Origin of the sequence: Nocardiopsis sediminis, assembly GCF_042650565.1 — a bacterium.
Classification (GTDB): domain Bacteria; phylum Actinomycetota; class Actinomycetes; order Streptosporangiales; family Streptosporangiaceae; genus Nocardiopsis_B; species Nocardiopsis_B sediminis.
Genome location: NZ_JBHSBH010000004.1, coordinates 571112 through 585975, shown reverse-complemented (window position 1 = coordinate 585975; position 14864 = coordinate 571112). Strand labels below are relative to the sequence as shown.

Annotated in this window: 14 protein-coding genes; 5 read left to right on the top strand and 9 right to left on the bottom strand. The window is 72.4% G+C overall.

Annotated features, from left to right (window positions below):
* Window positions 1-56: 56 nt before the first annotated feature.
* The 5 genes from ACFOVU_RS06695 to ACFOVU_RS06675 all read left to right on the top strand — a co-directional run bounded on the left by ACFOVU_RS06695 (window position 57) and on the right by ACFOVU_RS06675 (window position 4088).
* Window positions 57-1376: a class I adenylate-forming enzyme family protein gene (locus ACFOVU_RS06695; RefSeq protein WP_378530830.1), complete on the top strand. Its 1320-nt coding sequence runs from the start codon at window positions 57-59 to the stop codon at window positions 1374-1376.
* Complete coding sequence (locus ACFOVU_RS06690) at window positions 1373-2119, top strand: SDR family NAD(P)-dependent oxidoreductase (protein WP_378530828.1); 747 nt, start codon at window positions 1373-1375, stop codon at window positions 2117-2119. Before ACFOVU_RS06695 ends, ACFOVU_RS06690 begins: the two co-directional genes overlap by 4 nt.
* Entirely contained in the window at window positions 2113-2391 is a 279-nt protein-coding gene (locus tag ACFOVU_RS06685; RefSeq protein WP_378530826.1) for a hypothetical protein, read from the top strand. The genes ACFOVU_RS06690 and ACFOVU_RS06685 overlap by 7 nt, the downstream gene beginning before the upstream one ends.
* A 13-nt stretch (window positions 2392-2404) precedes the next feature.
* Entirely contained in the window at window positions 2405-3157 is a 753-nt protein-coding gene (locus ACFOVU_RS06680; protein ID WP_378530824.1) for an AfsA-related hotdog domain-containing protein, read from the top strand.
* Window positions 3158-3446: 289 nt separating this feature from the next.
* Window positions 3447-4088: a helix-turn-helix transcriptional regulator gene (locus ACFOVU_RS06675; protein WP_378530822.1), complete on the top strand. Its 642-nt coding sequence runs from the start codon at window positions 3447-3449 to the stop codon at window positions 4086-4088.
* A gap of 175 nt (window positions 4089-4263) precedes the next feature.
* Here the strand turns inward: ACFOVU_RS06675 and ACFOVU_RS06670 are convergent, their stop codons facing one another.
* The 9 genes from ACFOVU_RS06670 to ACFOVU_RS06630 form a co-directional block, all read right to left on the bottom strand.
* Window positions 4264-5235, bottom strand: a complete 972-nt coding sequence (locus ACFOVU_RS06670) for an aldehyde dehydrogenase family protein (RefSeq protein ID WP_378530820.1) — start codon at window positions 5233-5235, stop codon at window positions 4264-4266.
* Window positions 5228-6658, bottom strand: a complete 1431-nt coding sequence (locus ACFOVU_RS06665) for an aldehyde dehydrogenase family protein (RefSeq protein ID WP_378530818.1) — start codon at window positions 6656-6658, stop codon at window positions 5228-5230. Before ACFOVU_RS06665 ends, ACFOVU_RS06670 begins: the two co-directional genes overlap by 8 nt.
* Window positions 6659-6661: 3 nt before the next feature.
* Window positions 6662-7603: a deoxyribose-phosphate aldolase gene (deoC, locus tag ACFOVU_RS06660; protein WP_378530817.1), complete on the bottom strand. Its 942-nt coding sequence runs from the start codon at window positions 7601-7603 to the stop codon at window positions 6662-6664.
* Window positions 7596-8594 (bottom strand): ABC transporter permease, encoded by a 999-nt coding sequence (locus ACFOVU_RS06655; RefSeq protein ID WP_378530815.1) that lies wholly within the window; start codon window positions 8592-8594, stop codon window positions 7596-7598. Before ACFOVU_RS06655 ends, deoC begins: the two co-directional genes overlap by 8 nt.
* The gene (locus tag ACFOVU_RS06650) at window positions 8591-10093 is read right to left on the bottom strand and encodes a sugar ABC transporter ATP-binding protein (RefSeq protein ID WP_378530814.1); all 1503 of its coding nucleotides are present in this window, start codon (window positions 10091-10093) and stop codon (window positions 8591-8593) included. The genes ACFOVU_RS06655 and ACFOVU_RS06650 overlap by 4 nt, the downstream gene beginning before the upstream one ends.
* A complete protein-coding gene (locus ACFOVU_RS06645; RefSeq protein ID WP_378530812.1) occupies window positions 10093-11055 on the bottom strand; it encodes a sugar-binding transcriptional regulator in 963 nt (320 codons plus the stop codon). Before ACFOVU_RS06645 ends, ACFOVU_RS06650 begins: the two co-directional genes overlap by 1 nt.
* Window positions 11052-12563: an FGGY-family carbohydrate kinase gene (locus ACFOVU_RS06640; protein WP_378530810.1), complete on the bottom strand. Its 1512-nt coding sequence runs from the start codon at window positions 12561-12563 to the stop codon at window positions 11052-11054. Before ACFOVU_RS06640 ends, ACFOVU_RS06645 begins: the two co-directional genes overlap by 4 nt.
* Window position 12564: 1 nt before the next feature.
* On the bottom strand, window positions 12565-13620 hold the full coding sequence (locus ACFOVU_RS06635; protein ID WP_378530808.1) for a galactitol-1-phosphate 5-dehydrogenase: 1056 nt from the start codon (window positions 13618-13620) through the stop codon (window positions 12565-12567).
* 84 nt (window positions 13621-13704) lie between these two features.
* Window positions 13705-14697, bottom strand: coding sequence for a substrate-binding domain-containing protein (locus tag ACFOVU_RS06630; protein WP_378530806.1), 993 nt, complete (start codon window positions 14695-14697; stop codon window positions 13705-13707).
* Window positions 14698-14864 lie beyond the last annotated feature (167 nt).

Sequence of the window (14864 nt, the reverse complement as noted above, 5' to 3'; positions counted from 1 at the left end):
GATTCCCGGCTGTTTTCCTCAGGGAGGGGAATGTGAGCCTTACTCTCATCGAAAAAATGAGCGCCTATACCGGCGCTGACGCGATCGTTTACAACGGAACCGTTCACGGATATGACGAGCTGAGGCGCCTGGTCACCGAATGGGACGCGTTCCTGGACGCGCAGGGCGTGCGCCGCGGCGACGTGGCGACGATCGAGGGCGTGTCGTCGCCGCTCGCCTGCGCCGGCCTGATCGCCCTGGCCGCGCGGGGCGCCATCGTCGTCCCCCTGACCCCGCTGCCGGAGGCCAAGCGGGCGGAGTTCCTCGACGTCGCATCGGTCGAGGTCGTCATCCGCATCGGCGACGACGGCGACCGGCAGGCCGAGCGGACCGGACGCACCGCCTCACACGAACTCTACGAACGCCTCCGCGCCTCGGGCCGGCCCGGCCTCGTGCTGTTCAGTTCGGGCACCTCCGGCCGGAGCAAGGCGTCCGTGCTCGACTTCGACGCGATGCTCGCGCGCTACCGCGACACCGGAAAGCCCCAGCGGATCCTGTCGTTCCTCAACCTCGACCACATCGGGGGGATCAACACCCTGCTGCACACGCTCAGCACGGGCGGAACCGTGGTCACGGTCCCGGAGCGCTCCCCCGACACCGTGTTCGCCGCGATCGCCGAGCACCGGGTCCAGGTCCTGCCGACCACGCCCACGTTCCTGAACATGGTGCTGATCTCCCGGGCCCACGAACGGCACCGGACCGACTCCCTGGAGCTGATCACCTACGGCACCGAGCCGATGCCGGAACGGACCCTCCGGCGCCTGGCGGCCGCCCTCCCGCAGGTCCGGCTGAAGCAGACCTACGGGCTGTCCGAGCTGGGCATCCTGCCCACCAGGTCCAAGGGCAACGACTCACTGTGGGTCAAGCTCGGCACCGCGGGCTTCGAGCACAAGATCGTCGACGGCGTCCTGTGGATCCGGTCGGAGATGGCGATGCTGGGCTACCTCAACGCCCCCGCGCCCTTCGACGCGGACGGCTTCTTCAACACCCAGGACCAGGTCGAGGTCGACGGCGAGTACGTCCGCATCCTCGGCCGCACCTCCGAGATCATCAACGTGGGCGGCGAGAAGGTCTACCCCAACGAGGTCGAGAGCATCGTGCTGGAGGTCGACAACGTCGCCGACGCCACGGTGTCCGGCCGGCCCAGCCCGATCACCGGCATGGTGGTGGCGGCGGTCGTCCGGCTGCACACCTACGAGGACCCCTGGGTCGTGACCCGCCGGGTGCGCGAGCACTGCCGGCGCCGGCTGGAGCCGTTCAAGGTGCCGGCCGTCATCGAGGTGTCGGACCGCGACCAGCACTCCGACCGCTTCAAGAAGATCAGGAACCCGGCGTGACCGCGGCCGCGGACGGCCCGGCGAAGGTCGCGGTCGTCACCGGCGGCAGCCGCGGGCTGGGCCGGACCGTCGTCGAGCGGCTGCTCGGCCAGGGGTGGCGGGTGGCCACGTTCAGCCGGTCGAGCAGCGCGTTCACCGAGGACACCGCCGAGAGGTGGGGGGACGCCTTCCTCTGGCAGGCGGCCGACCTCGGCGAGCCGCAGGCCATGCCGGAGGCGGTCAGGGCCGTGGTGCAGCGGTTCGGCCGGATCGACCTGCTGGTCAACAACGCCGGGGCGCTGCACCAGGAGCTGTTCCTGACCACCCCGGCCAAGCGGATCGACTCCCTGGTGACGACCAACCTGACGTCGCCGATCGTCCTGACCCAGGCGTGCGCGCGGGCGATGACGCGCACCGGCGGCGGGGCGGTGGTCAACGTCTCCTCGATCAACGCCATCCGCGGCCACCGCGGGGTCGCCGTCTACTCGGCCGCGAAGGCCGGCGTCGACGCGCTCACCCGCAGCCTGGCGCGGGAGCTGGGCGCATTGAACATCCGGGTCAACTCGGTCGTCCCCGGGTTCTTCGACAGCGAGATGACCACGCAGGTCACCGGATCCGACCGCGAACGGATCCGGCGCCGGACGCCGCTCGGGCGGCTGGGCAGCGCCGAGGAGGTCGCCGACACCGTGCTCTACCTGGCGTCGCCGGGGTCCTCGTTCATCACCGGACAGTCAATCGTCGTAGACGGAGGGATCACATGCTGAACGGAGCCACCGATGTCCGGGCCGCGATCACCACGCGGATCCGCGACATCCTCGCCGAGGCCGTCGACCCGGTTCCGGAGATCACCGGCGGCCTGGCGCTGCACGAGACGGGCATGAACTCGCTCATGCTGGCGCGGCTGCTCATCGAGAGCGAGAGCGCCCTCGGGGTCGACCCGTTCGCCGACGGCGACGTGCTCCTGTCCGACGTCGCGACCGTCGACGAGCTGGTCGCGGTGTACGAGAAGGCCCTCACCACGGCGCAGGCCGGCTGATCGGAGGAGACCGATGACCCAGGACACGACGGTCGTCGTCGGCGACCGCTTCACGGAGTTCCTCTCCACCCGCGGCACGATCTCCGCCTCGGAACTGTCCGAGCGCCTACGGGCAGGGGAGGTGGCGCCCGGGACCGTCATCGTCGCCGGGCAGGGCATACCGGCGGCGCAGCGCGAAGAGCTGGACCTGCTGGCCGGCCCGGCCGGGGCGGACGTGCGCTTCGCCGGCAGCGGGGCGCCGACCGCCGGGCGGTGGCTCACCCACAAGCACGTCGAGAAGAACGAGATGATCACCGCCCCGGAGCGGGCCGGTGAAAACCGGTTCGTCGCGGCGCTGCTGGTCGACGCGCACGCCGACACGCTGGAGGACCACCTCACCGGCCACCACATACCGGGGATCGCGCTCACCGAGGCGGCGCGGCAGACATGGACGGCCGTCACCGAACGGTTCTTCCTCGGCGAGACATCGCCGAAGGTCCGCTTCGTCCTCGGTTCGTTCTCCTCCACCTTTCACCGCTACGTCTTCCCCTTGCCCGCGACCGTCGAGTACACGCTGCTGGACCGCACGCAGAACGCGATGGAGCAGGTGTTCTGCTGCCGGGTCGCGGTACGGCAGAACGACGCGGTGGCGGCGGAGATCGACGCGGAGTACCGGGTGATCGACGAACGGATCAGCGCACGGCAGGAGGCCATGGCCGCGCGCGCCGCCGTCAGCGCCGAACTGGCGCGGCACGCCCGCGAGGGCGCCGACGCCGTGGCGCCGTAGGACCGCCCCGCAGACGTGCCGTCCGCCGGCCGGGCGCGTGGCCGACTGTGGCCCCGCCCGGCCGACGGCGTTCCCGTGCCCGCCGCCTCAACGCATCCTCAACCCTCCGCCAATGCCCGGGTGCTTTTCTGGCCCAGGTCCGACATGACGGATGTGGGATCGCTGATTCGCGCGCCGGACGCCGGCCGTCCGCAGGGCGGCCGCGGGCAGGCGCGTCGGTTGAGGGGGACGGCTTGCAATGAACGCTCCGGGCATGACTTTGACGACCTTACGGAATGTCGTATTGGCGGTGGGCAACGAACTTCAGCGTTTCGGGATCGAGCGGATGCTCCAATCCCTGACCGACCTCGGTGACCTGCGGGTGTGCAGCGGCCCGGTGGAGGCCGCCGCCGCTATCGGCCCGCACACCGACCTCATCGTCGCCCTGCGCGAGATCGACGCCGCGGGGGCCGCGGCCCTGCGGCAGGCGGCCGAGCGCGGGGCCGAGATCCTCGTCCTGGTGGACGACGACGATCTCGGCGACCTCGGCCGGCTGGCCGACATCCCGGGCAGCGGCTTCCTGTCGATCGGCGACCTCGACACCCACGCCCTGCGCGATGCGCTCCTGCGCGTGCGCGTCGGCGAGGTCCCGATGTCCCCGCGGCTGGCCCGCGGCCTGATGGCCAAGGCCCGCGAGACCCCCGCCCGCGCGGTGGGCCCGTCGCCGGCCATCCGGCTGACACCGCGGGAACGGCAGGTCATGGTGCTGCTGGTCGACGGGCTGAGCAATAAGCAGATCGCGCGGCGCCTGGGCATCTCGGTCCACGGGGCCAAGCGCCTCGTGGCCAACATCCTCGCCAAACTGGACTGCGCGACCCGCACCCTGGCGGTCGCCAAGGCCCTCCAGGAGGGCATCTACCAGCAGTACATGAGCGAGGACCGCGCGGGCTGAGCGGCGGCTCCGCCGGTCTGGGGACGGGTCCGGCGGGCTCCCACGGCTCGCGGCTTCAGCACGTGTTCAGCACGGCCGGCCGTCCGGGACCGGCCGGAGCCGTGGCCGGCCGTAGGCACGAAGAAGGCGCCGCCGACCTGCTCTCGCAGGCCGGCGGCGCCCTTTTCACGCCCGGTCAGACACCCACGGGGTGCCAGACGGTCTTGGTCTCCAGGAAGGGCGTCATCCGGGAGGTGCCGGGGTCGGCGCCGAGCCAGGCGTCCTCCCCTCCGTCGGCCCCGGGACCGGGGCGCAGCACCCGGGTGAGGGTGTCCGCCGCGGCCTTCTCGAACTCCACCGCCAGTGTGCCCGCCCCGGTCAGGTCCAGGGCGTTGACGTCGGCGTGCGCGGCCAGGTGCGGTCCCAGCTCGCCCACCCGCCCGGTGAGCAGGTTGACCACTCCGCCGGGCACATCGGAGGTGGCCAGCACCTCGGCGAGGTCGACCGCTGCCAGGGGCGCCCGCTCGGAGGCGACCACCACTGCGGTGTTGCCGGTGGCGATGACCGGGGCGACCACCGAGGTGAGCCCGAGCAGCGGGGCGTCCCGGGGTGCGAACACCGCGACCACACCGGTGGGTTCGGGCGCCGAGTGGTTGTAGAAGGGCCCGGAGACGGGGTTGGCACCGCCCAGGACCTGGGCGAACTTGTCGGTCCAGCCCGCGTAGTACACCCAGCGGTCCACCGCGGCGGACACGATCCGGCCGGCTTCGGAACGGCTCAGGCCCCGGGCGTCGGCGAGCTGGGCGGCGAACTGCTCGCGGCGCCCCTCCATGACCTCGGCGACCCGGTAGAGGATCTGGCCGCGGTTGTAGGCGGTGCGCCCGGCCCAGCCGCCGAAGGCCTTGCGGGCGGCGGCGACGGCGTCGCGCGCGTCCTTGCGGGAGGCCAGTGCGGCGTTGGCCAGGTGGGCGCCGTCCGCTGAGGTCACGGGGTAGCTCCTGCCGGACTCCGAACGCGGGAAGGCCCCGCCGAGGTAGAGCTTGTAGGTCTTGCGGACCGCCAGCCGGGCGGGGACCGGGGTGGCCGCACGGCCGCCCCCGGCCTCCGGGGGCTTCTCGGCGCCCTGGGTGTTCTTCGTGCTCTTCTTGCTGCCGCGCCGCTCAGCCAAGGTAGGCCTCCAAACCGTGGCGGCCGCCCTCGCGGCCGTATCCCGATTCCTTGTAGCCGCCGAAGGGGCTCGTCGGGTCGAACTTGTTGAACGTGTTGGACCAGATCACGCCGGCGCGCAGGCGCTCGGCGGTCCACAGCATCCGCGACCCCTTCTCGGTCCACACCCCCGCGGACAGCCCGTAGGGGGTGTTGTTGGCCTTGGCGACGGCCTCGTCGGGGGTGCGGAAGGTCAGGACCGACAGCACGGGGCCGAAGATCTCCTCGCGGGCCACCCGGTGCGCCTGGGTGACACCGGTGAGCACGGTGGGCGCGAACCAGTAGCCGCGCTCGGGCAGGTCGCAGGCGGGCGACCAGCGCTCGACGTTCTCTTCGTCGGCGGTGGCGGTGAGTTCGCGGACCCGCTCCAGCTGGGCGGCGGAGTTGATGGCGCCGATGTCGGTGTTCTTGTCCAGCGGGTCGCCCAGGCGCAGCTTGGAGATGCGCTCCTTGAGCCGGGGCAGGAACTCCGCCGCGATCGACTCCTGGACGAGCAGGCGGGACCCGGCGCAGCAGACGTGGCCCTGGTTGAAGAAGATGCCCGAGACCACGCCCTCCACGGCCTGGTCAAGGGCGGCGTCGTCGTAGACGATGTTGGCGCCCTTGCCGCCCAGCTCCAGGGTGACGCGCTTGCCGGTCCCGGCCACGGTGCGGGCGATCTGCCGGCCGACCTCGGTGGAGCCGGTGAAGGCGACCTTGTCGGTGCCCGGGTGCTCGACCAGGGCCCGGCCCGTCTCCCCCGCGCCGGTGAGGATGTTGACCACGCCCGGGGGCAGGTCCGCCTCCTGGCAGATCCCTGCGAAGGCCAGCGCGGTCAGCGGGGTGGTCTCGGCGGGCTTGAGCACGACGGTGTTGCCGGTGGCCAGGGCCGGGGCGATCTTCCACGCGAGCATGAGCAGCGGGAAGTTCCACGGGATGACCTGGGCGGCCACGCCGAGCGGTTTGGGGTCGGGGCCCAGCCCGGCGTGGGCGAGCTTGTCCGCCCAGCCCGCGTAGTAGAAGAAGTGCGCGGCGACCAGCGGCAGGTCGACGTCGCGGGTCTCCTTGATGGGTTTGCCGTTGTCCATCGACTCCAGGACGGCCAGTTCACGCGAGCGCTCCTGGATGATCCGGGCGATGCGGAACAGGTACTTGCCGCGTTCGGCGCCGCTCATGCGGCTCCACACGGTGTCGTGGGCGCGGCGTGCGGCGGCGACGGCACGGTCGACGTCGGCCGCCCCGGCCACGGCCACCCGGGCGAGCTCCCCCTCGTCGGCCGGGTTGAGGGTGGTGAGGTACTCACCGCTCTGTGCCGGGGTGAACTCGCCGTCGACGAACAGGTCGTAGGTCTCGCGCAGGCTGACGACGGAGCGGGACTCCGGTGCGGGCGCGTATTCGAAGATCACGGCTCAGTCCTGCGTGTAGTAGTCGGGGCCCGGATAGCTGCCGGTGGACAGCCTGGTGCGCTGCATGAGCAGGTCGTTGAGGAGGCTGGAGGCGCCGATGCGGAACAGGTCCGGCGTCAGCCACCCGGGTCCGGCGGTCTCGTTGACCAGGACCAGGTTGCGGATGGCGTCCTTGGTGGTGCGGATGCCCCCGGCCGGCTTGACCCCGACGCGGCGGCCGGTGGCGGCGTGGTGGTCGCGCACGGCCTCCAGCATGATCAGGGTGACCGGCAGCGTCGCGGCCGGGGACACCTTGCCGGTGGAGGTCTTGATGAAGTCCGCGCCCGCGCGGATCGCCAGGTGAGAGGCGCGGCGCACGTTGTCGTAGGTGACCAGCTCGCCGGTCTCCAGGATGACCTTCAGGTGCGCTCCGCCGCAGGCCTCCTTGACCGCGGCGATCTCGTCGAAGACCTTGCCGTAGTCCCCGGACAGGAAGGCGCCGCGGTCGATGACCATGTCGATCTCGGTGGCGCCGTCGGCGACCGCGTGCCGGGTGTCGGCCAGCTTGGCCTCCATGGGCGCGCGCCCCGACGGGAAGGCGGTGGCGACCGAGGCCACGCCGATCCCGGTACCGCGCAGCGCCGCGACGGCGATGGCGACCATATCGGGGTAGACGCACACGGCGCCCACGCGGGGCACGGTCCGGTCGGCCGGGTCGGGCAGGGCGGCCTTGGCGCACAGGGACCGGACCTTGCCGGGTGTGTCGGCGCCCTCGAGCGTCGTCAGGTCCACCATGGAGATGGCCAGGTCGATGGCGTGCGCTTTGGCGGTGGTCTTGATGGACCGGGTGGACAGGTCCTGGGCTCGGGCCCGGGCGCCGACCTCGTCGACCCCCGGAAGGCCGTGCAGGAACGCCCGCAGGGAGGAGTTCGGCGCCGCCGGTGGCGCCGTTGCCGTATCAGGCACGGGAACCTCTCTTCTCGATGACCATGTTGAGGATGAGGGCGACGACGAGGATGACGCCGGTCACGACCATCTGGAAGAACGATCCCAGCCCCATCAGGTTGCACAGGTTGCGCAGGACCGAGAGCAGCAGGACGGCCACGAACGTGCCGAACACCCCGCCCCGGCCGCCGAAGAGGTTGGTGCCGCCCAGGACCACCGCCGCGATCGCGTCCAGTTCCAGGCCGTTGAACGCGGTGGGCTGGCCGATCGTCAGGCGCGCGGTGAGCAGCACCCCGGCCAGCGCCGACAGTGCCCCGGAGATCGCGAAGACCGCGGTCACCACCCCGCGCACGGGCAGCCCCGACAGGCGGGCGGCCTCGCGGTTGCTGCCCACGGCGTAGACGTACTCGCCGAAGGTGGTGTACCGCAGCACCAGGGCGGCGGCCACCGTGACCGCGATGAAGATCAGGCCCACCACGGGCACGTAGCCCAGGAAACCGCCGCCCAGCAGCTGGAACACCTGCGGGACGTCGCCGCCGGCGGGCTTGCCGTCGGTGAGCAGGTAGGTGAGGCCGCGGATCGCGGTGAGCCCGGCCAGCGTCGTCATGAACGCGGGCAGCGCCAGGTAGGCGGACAGCCCGCCCATGACGGCGCCGAAGAGCGCGCCGACCGCGAGGCTGATCGCGATCGCCCCCAGGAAGTTCAGGTCGTTGTCGATGAGCAGGGCGACCGCCATCCCGCCGAAGGCGGCGGTGCTGCCGACCGACAGGTCGATGCCCGAGGTGAGGATGACCAGGGTCATCCCGACCGCCACGATGCCCGTGAGCGACGACTGCTGGAGCAGGTTCGCCAGGTTGCGCGTGGTGAGGAACTCGGGGGCGAGCAGGGTCGCCGCCACGCACAGCGCGAAGAACACGATGAGCAGGTTGAACTTGACGAACATGTCGGAGCCGCGGCGCCCCCGCGCCGCGGGGGCGGCGGACGCCCGGGGTTCCTGTGTGAGGGTGCTCATGGCATCGCTCCTGTGACGACGGTGTGCGCGATGGTGGTCTCGGAGGTGGTGCGGGGGTCGAAGAAGCCGACGTTGCGGCCCTCGTACAGCACCCAGACGCCGTCCGCGTTCGCGGTCAGCTCGCTGAGCTCGCTGCTGGCGAGGAGGACGGCGACCCCCGTTCCGGCCAGGGCGCGGACCTGGCGGTAGAGGTCGGCCTTGGCGCCGACGTCCAGTCCGCGGGTCGGCTCGTCGAGGAGCAGGACCCGCACGCCGCCCCGGGCGATCCACTTGGCCAGGACGACCTTCTGCTGGTTGCCGCCGGAGAGCTTGCCGACGGGCTGGTGCGGCGAGGAGAAGCGCACGCCCAGGTCGGCGAGGACCGGATCGGCGCGACGCGCCCCGCGGCGGTGCGGGAGGAGCCAGGGGGGACCTCCCAGGGCGGTGACCGCGGCGTTGCGCACCACCGACAGCCCGAGCATGAGGCCCTGTTCCTTGCGGCTCTCGGGCACCAGGGCCAGGCCGGCGCGCACCGCCGACGCGGGGCTCATGACGCGCAGCGGCCGACCGTCGAGGCGAACCTCCACGGTGGCCTTGACGTCGCCGAAGAGCGCCCTGAGCAGGGTGGTGCGGCCCGCGCCGCCCAGCCCCGCGAGCCCGACGACCTCGCCCGGCCGCACCTCGATCCCGGAGACGTCGAGGAGCCCGGGAACGCGGACGCGGTCGACGCACAGCAGGGGGTCGCCCATGGCCGGCGGCCGCCGGCCGGACCCGGCCGGTTCGCGCGCCTCGCCGATCATCGCCGACACCAGGGTGTCCGGCCCGGTCGAGGCCACGTCGAACACCCCGGCGGTACGCCCGTCGCGCAGGACGGTGGCCCGGTCCCCGATCTCCATGATCTCGTCCATGCGGTGGGAGATGTAGATGATCGAGCGACCCTCGGCGGCGAGGGAGCGGACCACGTCGAAGACCTTGCGCAGGTCGTTCTCGCCCAGGGTCGCCGACGGCTCGTCCATGACGATGACGCGGGCGTCGGAGGTCAGGGCGCGGGCGATGGCGGTGAGCTGCTGCGCGGCGATGGGCAGGTCGCGGACCGTGGCGGTGACCGGGAAGTCGGCGCCCACACGGTCCAGAGCCGCCCGCGCCCGGCGCTCGCGCTCCGCGGGGCGGACGAAGGGGCCGAACGCCGGCGCGCGGCCCAGCAGCAGGTTCTGCGCCACCGTCAGGTCGGGGACCAGGTCCAGCTCCTGGTAGATGACGGCGATCCCCGCTGCCAGCCCGGCCTGCGGGCTGGGCAGCGCCACCGGCACGCCGTCGATCAGGATCTCGCCCTCATCAGGCTGCTGGGACCCGGCGAGGATCTTCACAAGGGTGCTCTTGCCCGCCCCGTTCTCACCGAGCAGGCAGTGCACCTCCCCGGCCCGCACGGACAGTTCGGCCCCGTCGTTGGCAACGGTGCCGGGGAACCGTTTGACGATGCCGCGCATCGTCAGGCGGTCGGGTCCGGTATCGATGGACATCACACCTCCCGGGTTTCCCGGTCGAGCAGCCGGCGGGCGGTCTGGTCGTCGGTGACGAGGGTGTTGCACAGCCGTCCGGTGACGACCGCTGCGCACACCGCGTGCTTGGCGGCTCCGGAGGCGACCGCGATGGAGACCGGGGCCGACCGCAGGGCGTCGAAGGACACGCCCAGGGTCCGGGCGTCCAGCCCGGGGTCGACCACGGCCCCGCTCCGGTCGAGGAAGCGGCCCACCACGTCGCCCACCGCCCCAAGGGAGGCGAGGCGCTCGACGTCGGCCGGATCGATGTGCCCGGACTCGACCAGGACCGAGTCCGTGCCCATGCCGCCGGGGCTGAAGAGCATGACGTCCGCGCCCCGGGCGTGGTCGAGGATGTCGGCGACCGCGCGGTCGCGCTCCAGGACGCGGCGCGTGTCCTCGTGCTCGACGATGGCGGGGACCGGCAGGAGCGTGACAGTGCCAGATCCCTGGTGGGCGATGCGGCTCGCCATGTCCTGGGCGGAGGTGGGCCGGTGGGACCGGCTCAGGCCGCCGTTGATCTGGATCACGTCCACGCCGCGTGCCCACCCGGCGGGGATGTCGCGCGCGACGAGGTCCAGCGTGCGCCCCCAGGAGACGCCGAGCAGGACCGGAGCGGGGCGCAGCGCGGCCAGGTAGTCCGCGGCGGCCTTGGCCACGCGGGACCGCAGCTCCTCCTCGTCCTGGGTCCGTCCTGCGGACACCACAACGGCGTCGCGCAGCCCGAATCGGTCGCGCAGGGCCTGCTCCACCGCGTGGACGCGCGACCGGGGGTGGACGACCTCGATGCGCACGATCCCGGCCTCGCGGGCCTCGACGAGCATCCGCCCGACCTTCCAGCGGGTGAAGTGGAGTCGCGTGCCGATCTGCTCCTGGGTCTGGTCCTGCTCGTAGTAGAGCGAGGCGACCTGGTAGAGCAGGTTCCCGTCGGTCGGTTCGCTCATGGCCGCCTCCGAGCGGGGTCGCTGAGCCGGTGGGCGATGGCGCGCGTCTGATCGGTGGCGGCGACGTAGTCCCCGTATCCGCGCTCCAGGGCTTCGGCGTGCGCGGTGTCGGGTTCGACCACCCGGTACCGGGGTGCGAAGGCCCGCGCGGCCTCGCGCAGGTCCCCCGCCGCCCCGGTGCCCACCGCCGCGATGACGGAGCACGCCCGCAGGGTGAGGTTGTCCCCGGAGACCAGGTGCAGCGGGCGGCCCAGGACATCCGCGGTGGTCCGGAGCCACAGCGGGTTGTGGCGGATCCCCCCGGAGACGAAGACCTCGTCCACGGGCACCCCGCCCTCGACGAAGGACTCCAGGACCCGGCGGGTCCCGTAGGCCACCCCTTCCACTGCCGCCCGGTAGACCTGCGCGGGCGTGGTGCCCAGCGTCAGCCCCAGGACGGCGCCGCGCAGCCGCGGGTCGCGCAACGGCGTGCGATTGCCCATGAAGTAGTCGAGGACGAGGAGTCCGTGGTCGGCGGGCGGCAGTGCCGCCGCCTCGTCGAAGAGGGCCGGGAGGTCGGCGCGGCGCAGGCCGAGCAGGTGCTCTCCGGTCCAGGTCAGGACGGATCCGGAGGCGACCTGGCCGCCCTCGATGAGCCAGGCGCCGCGGTCCAGGGCGTCCGGGTAGGGGCCCCAGATGGTCGGTGGGAAGACGGGTTCGTCCACCTCGGTGATGAAGGCGGTGGAGGTGCCGGACACCACGGACACGCGTCCGTTGCGGGCACCGCCGACCGCTAGGAGCGACAGGTGGGCGTCGATGCCGCCGGAGCACACGAGGGCGGGGCCCTGCACCCCGAGTTCCCCGCGTGCGGCCGCGGTCATCTCCCCGATCGGGTCGCCGACGGGGACGACCGTGTCGGGCAGCTTCCCCCGCAGGTCCGGGACCCCGAACCGGGCGTAGAGGTCGGCGGGGAACCCCGCGCCACGGGGGTCGTGGTTCCACTTGCAGACGGCGTTCATCTGCGAGCCCGCCCACCGGCCGGTCAGCCGCCACACGAGGTAGTCGACCGCCTCGACGATCCGCGCGGCGCGGCGGTAGGTCTCCGGTTCGTTGGCGGCCAGCCACATGGCCTTGGGGACGAGCCACTCGACCGCGTCGGAGCCGCCGGAGTAGCGCAGCACCGGGTGGTCGACCTCCGCTGTGCGCGCCGACTCCTCGCTGGCCCGGGTGTCCATCCACAGCAGGGCAGGGCGCAGCGGCGCGCCCTCGTCGTCGAGCACGGCGACCGTTGAGGCGGTGGTGGCGACGGCGACGCCCGCCACCTGCGGGCGGCCCGCCTCCTCCAGCGCCTGGCCGACCGCGCTCACCACCGACCGCCACCAGTCGCGCGGGTCCTGCTCGGCCCAGCCCGGCCGGGGGTAGTGCGTGGGGTAGCCGCTCTCGCCGTGCCCGAGGGCGGTGCCGTCGTCCGCGTAGACGGCGACCCGCGCGCTCTCCGTCCCCAGGTCGATCGCCAGCAGTGCCGTCATGTCAGTCCCCGTTCGGCAGGAAGAGCACCTTGGAGCTGAAGACCGACCGGTCTCCCAGCCGGTGCATGGTGCCGGGAAGCTCGTCCAGGCCGAGTTCGTGGGTGATCATGAACTTCCACTCCAGGCGGCCCTCCGCCATGGCGCGGGCGGCGTGGCGCCACTCGTCGCCGGGGAAGGGGGCGGAGAAGGAGTTCCACGCCCCGTGCAGGGTGACCTCGCGCCGCAGGAAGGAGCTGAAGGTCGCCTTGGGCAGCACCACGGGGTCGTGCGGGATGCCGATGAACACCGCGTGCCCGAGGCGGGCCGCCAGAGAAACGGCCTGCTCGACGGTCGCAGGGGCCCCGGCCGACTCGACGACGACGTCGTAGCCGTCCCCCGCGTGTTCGCGCGCCTCCTCGGGGGAGGTCGCGGTGTGGGTGGCCCCGGCCTGGCGGGCCATGGCCGCCTTCTCCTCGCTGACGTCGATGGACAGGATCTCCGACGCCCCGGAGAGCGCCGCCCACTGGATGGCGAAGAGCCCGATGGGCCCGGCCCCGACGACGGCGACCCGGTGGCCCGCGCGCAGCTTGGTGCGCCACACGGCGTGCAGGGCGATGGCGGCCGGGTCGAGCATCGCGGCGGCGCGGGGGTCCAGGTCCCGGGGTACGACCAGGAGGTTCCCGGCGGGGACCGTGGCGTACTGGGCGTAGGCTCCGGCGCGGCGGCTGCCGAAGTAGTCGTAGTCCTCGCAGAGGCTGAAGTTGCCCTGGGCGCAGGGGCCGCAGGCCCGGCAGGGCAGCAGCGGCGGCACCGTGACCAGGTCGCCCTCGGCGACCGCGCCCGATGCCGCGAGATCCTCTCCCAAGGCGACGACGTGCCCGGCGAACTCGTGGCCGCAGATGAGGGGCAGGTGGTAGGCGCCACCGGGGCGGAGCATGCGGGGGATGTCGGAGCCGCAGACGCCGCAGGCGGCGACGCGGACCAGCGCCTCGTTCGGGCCCGGGCGGGGGACGGGGACCTGCTCGACCCTGATGTCCCCGGGGCCGTGGAGAACGGCGGCCTGCATGGTCTCTGACATGGCGGTGGTTCTTCCTCTCGGTGGCGGCCCCGGGAGGCCCGGGGCCGCGATCGCAGTCGGTGCCGCTCGTTGCCGGCGGCCGTCTTACGCGTCGCCGTCGAGCGCGAAGGTGGTGTCGCCGACGTAGTCGGCCGCGTTATCGGGGTCCACGAGGGTGGTCCCGGCGTCGACCGGCTCGCCGGGGACCTCGCCGTCCAGCACCCCCAGGGAGGTGCCGACCGCGACGCGGCCCAGCTCGATGGGGTCGTTGAGGGCAGTGGCCAGGTACGGTCCGCCGTCGGCGATCTCCTGCACCGCCTCCATCAGGCCGTCGACGCCGGTGACGAGGACGTCGTCACGGCCGTTCTCGCGCAGGACCTGGAGGGCGCCCAGGGCCATGTCGTCGTTGTGCGCGTAGACGGCGCGGACGTCGGGGTTGGTCTGGATGAGGTCCTGCATGGCGGTGACCGCGTTGGAGCGGATGTAGTCGCTGTAGGGGCCCTCGACGATCTCGACGGCGTCGTTGGCGGCCACAGCCTCGTGGAACCCGGCGCTGCGATCGCGCGCCACGGCGCCGCCCGCGTCGCCCTTGATCTCGATGACGGTGCCGCCCTCGTCGCCGAGCTCCTCGGCCAGCCGCTCGCCGACCAGGGCGCCCATGGCCTCGTTGTCGCGGCCGACGTGGGCGTCGGCGCCCTCGGGCACCGGCCGGTCGACGGTGACGACCGGGATCCCGGCGGACTCGGCGGAGGCGATGGCGGCCTCGACGCCCTCGGGGTCGACGGGGTTGATGAGCAGGATGTCGACCTGGCGGGTGATCAGGTCCTGGACGTCATCGTTCTGCTTGGTGACGTCACCGCCGGCGTCGGCGAAGTACAGCTCGGCGCCCTCGTCCGCGGCCGCCCGCTCGGCGCCCTCACGGAGCTGGACGTAGAAGGGGGACTGCTGCGTGGCCTGGCTGAACCCGATGACGACGGGCCCATCGGAATCGCCGCCACCGCCGGAAGCCCCACCCGGGGTCATGGACAGCGAACAAGCGGAGAGGGTGACCGTGGCGGTCGCCACCGCCATGATGCCCAGGATGCGTGAACGACGCATGTTGGCCTCCAGATGTGATGCGTGTTACGCACCGTAGATCTGGATTTCACAAAGGCGCAACAGATGGGGGGATTTTTGCTCATAAGAGCAATACCGCCGTGACCTGCGACAAGACGGGAGCATTCCGTGATCGCCCCTCTCCTGCGTCGCCGCAGCCCGGACGAACC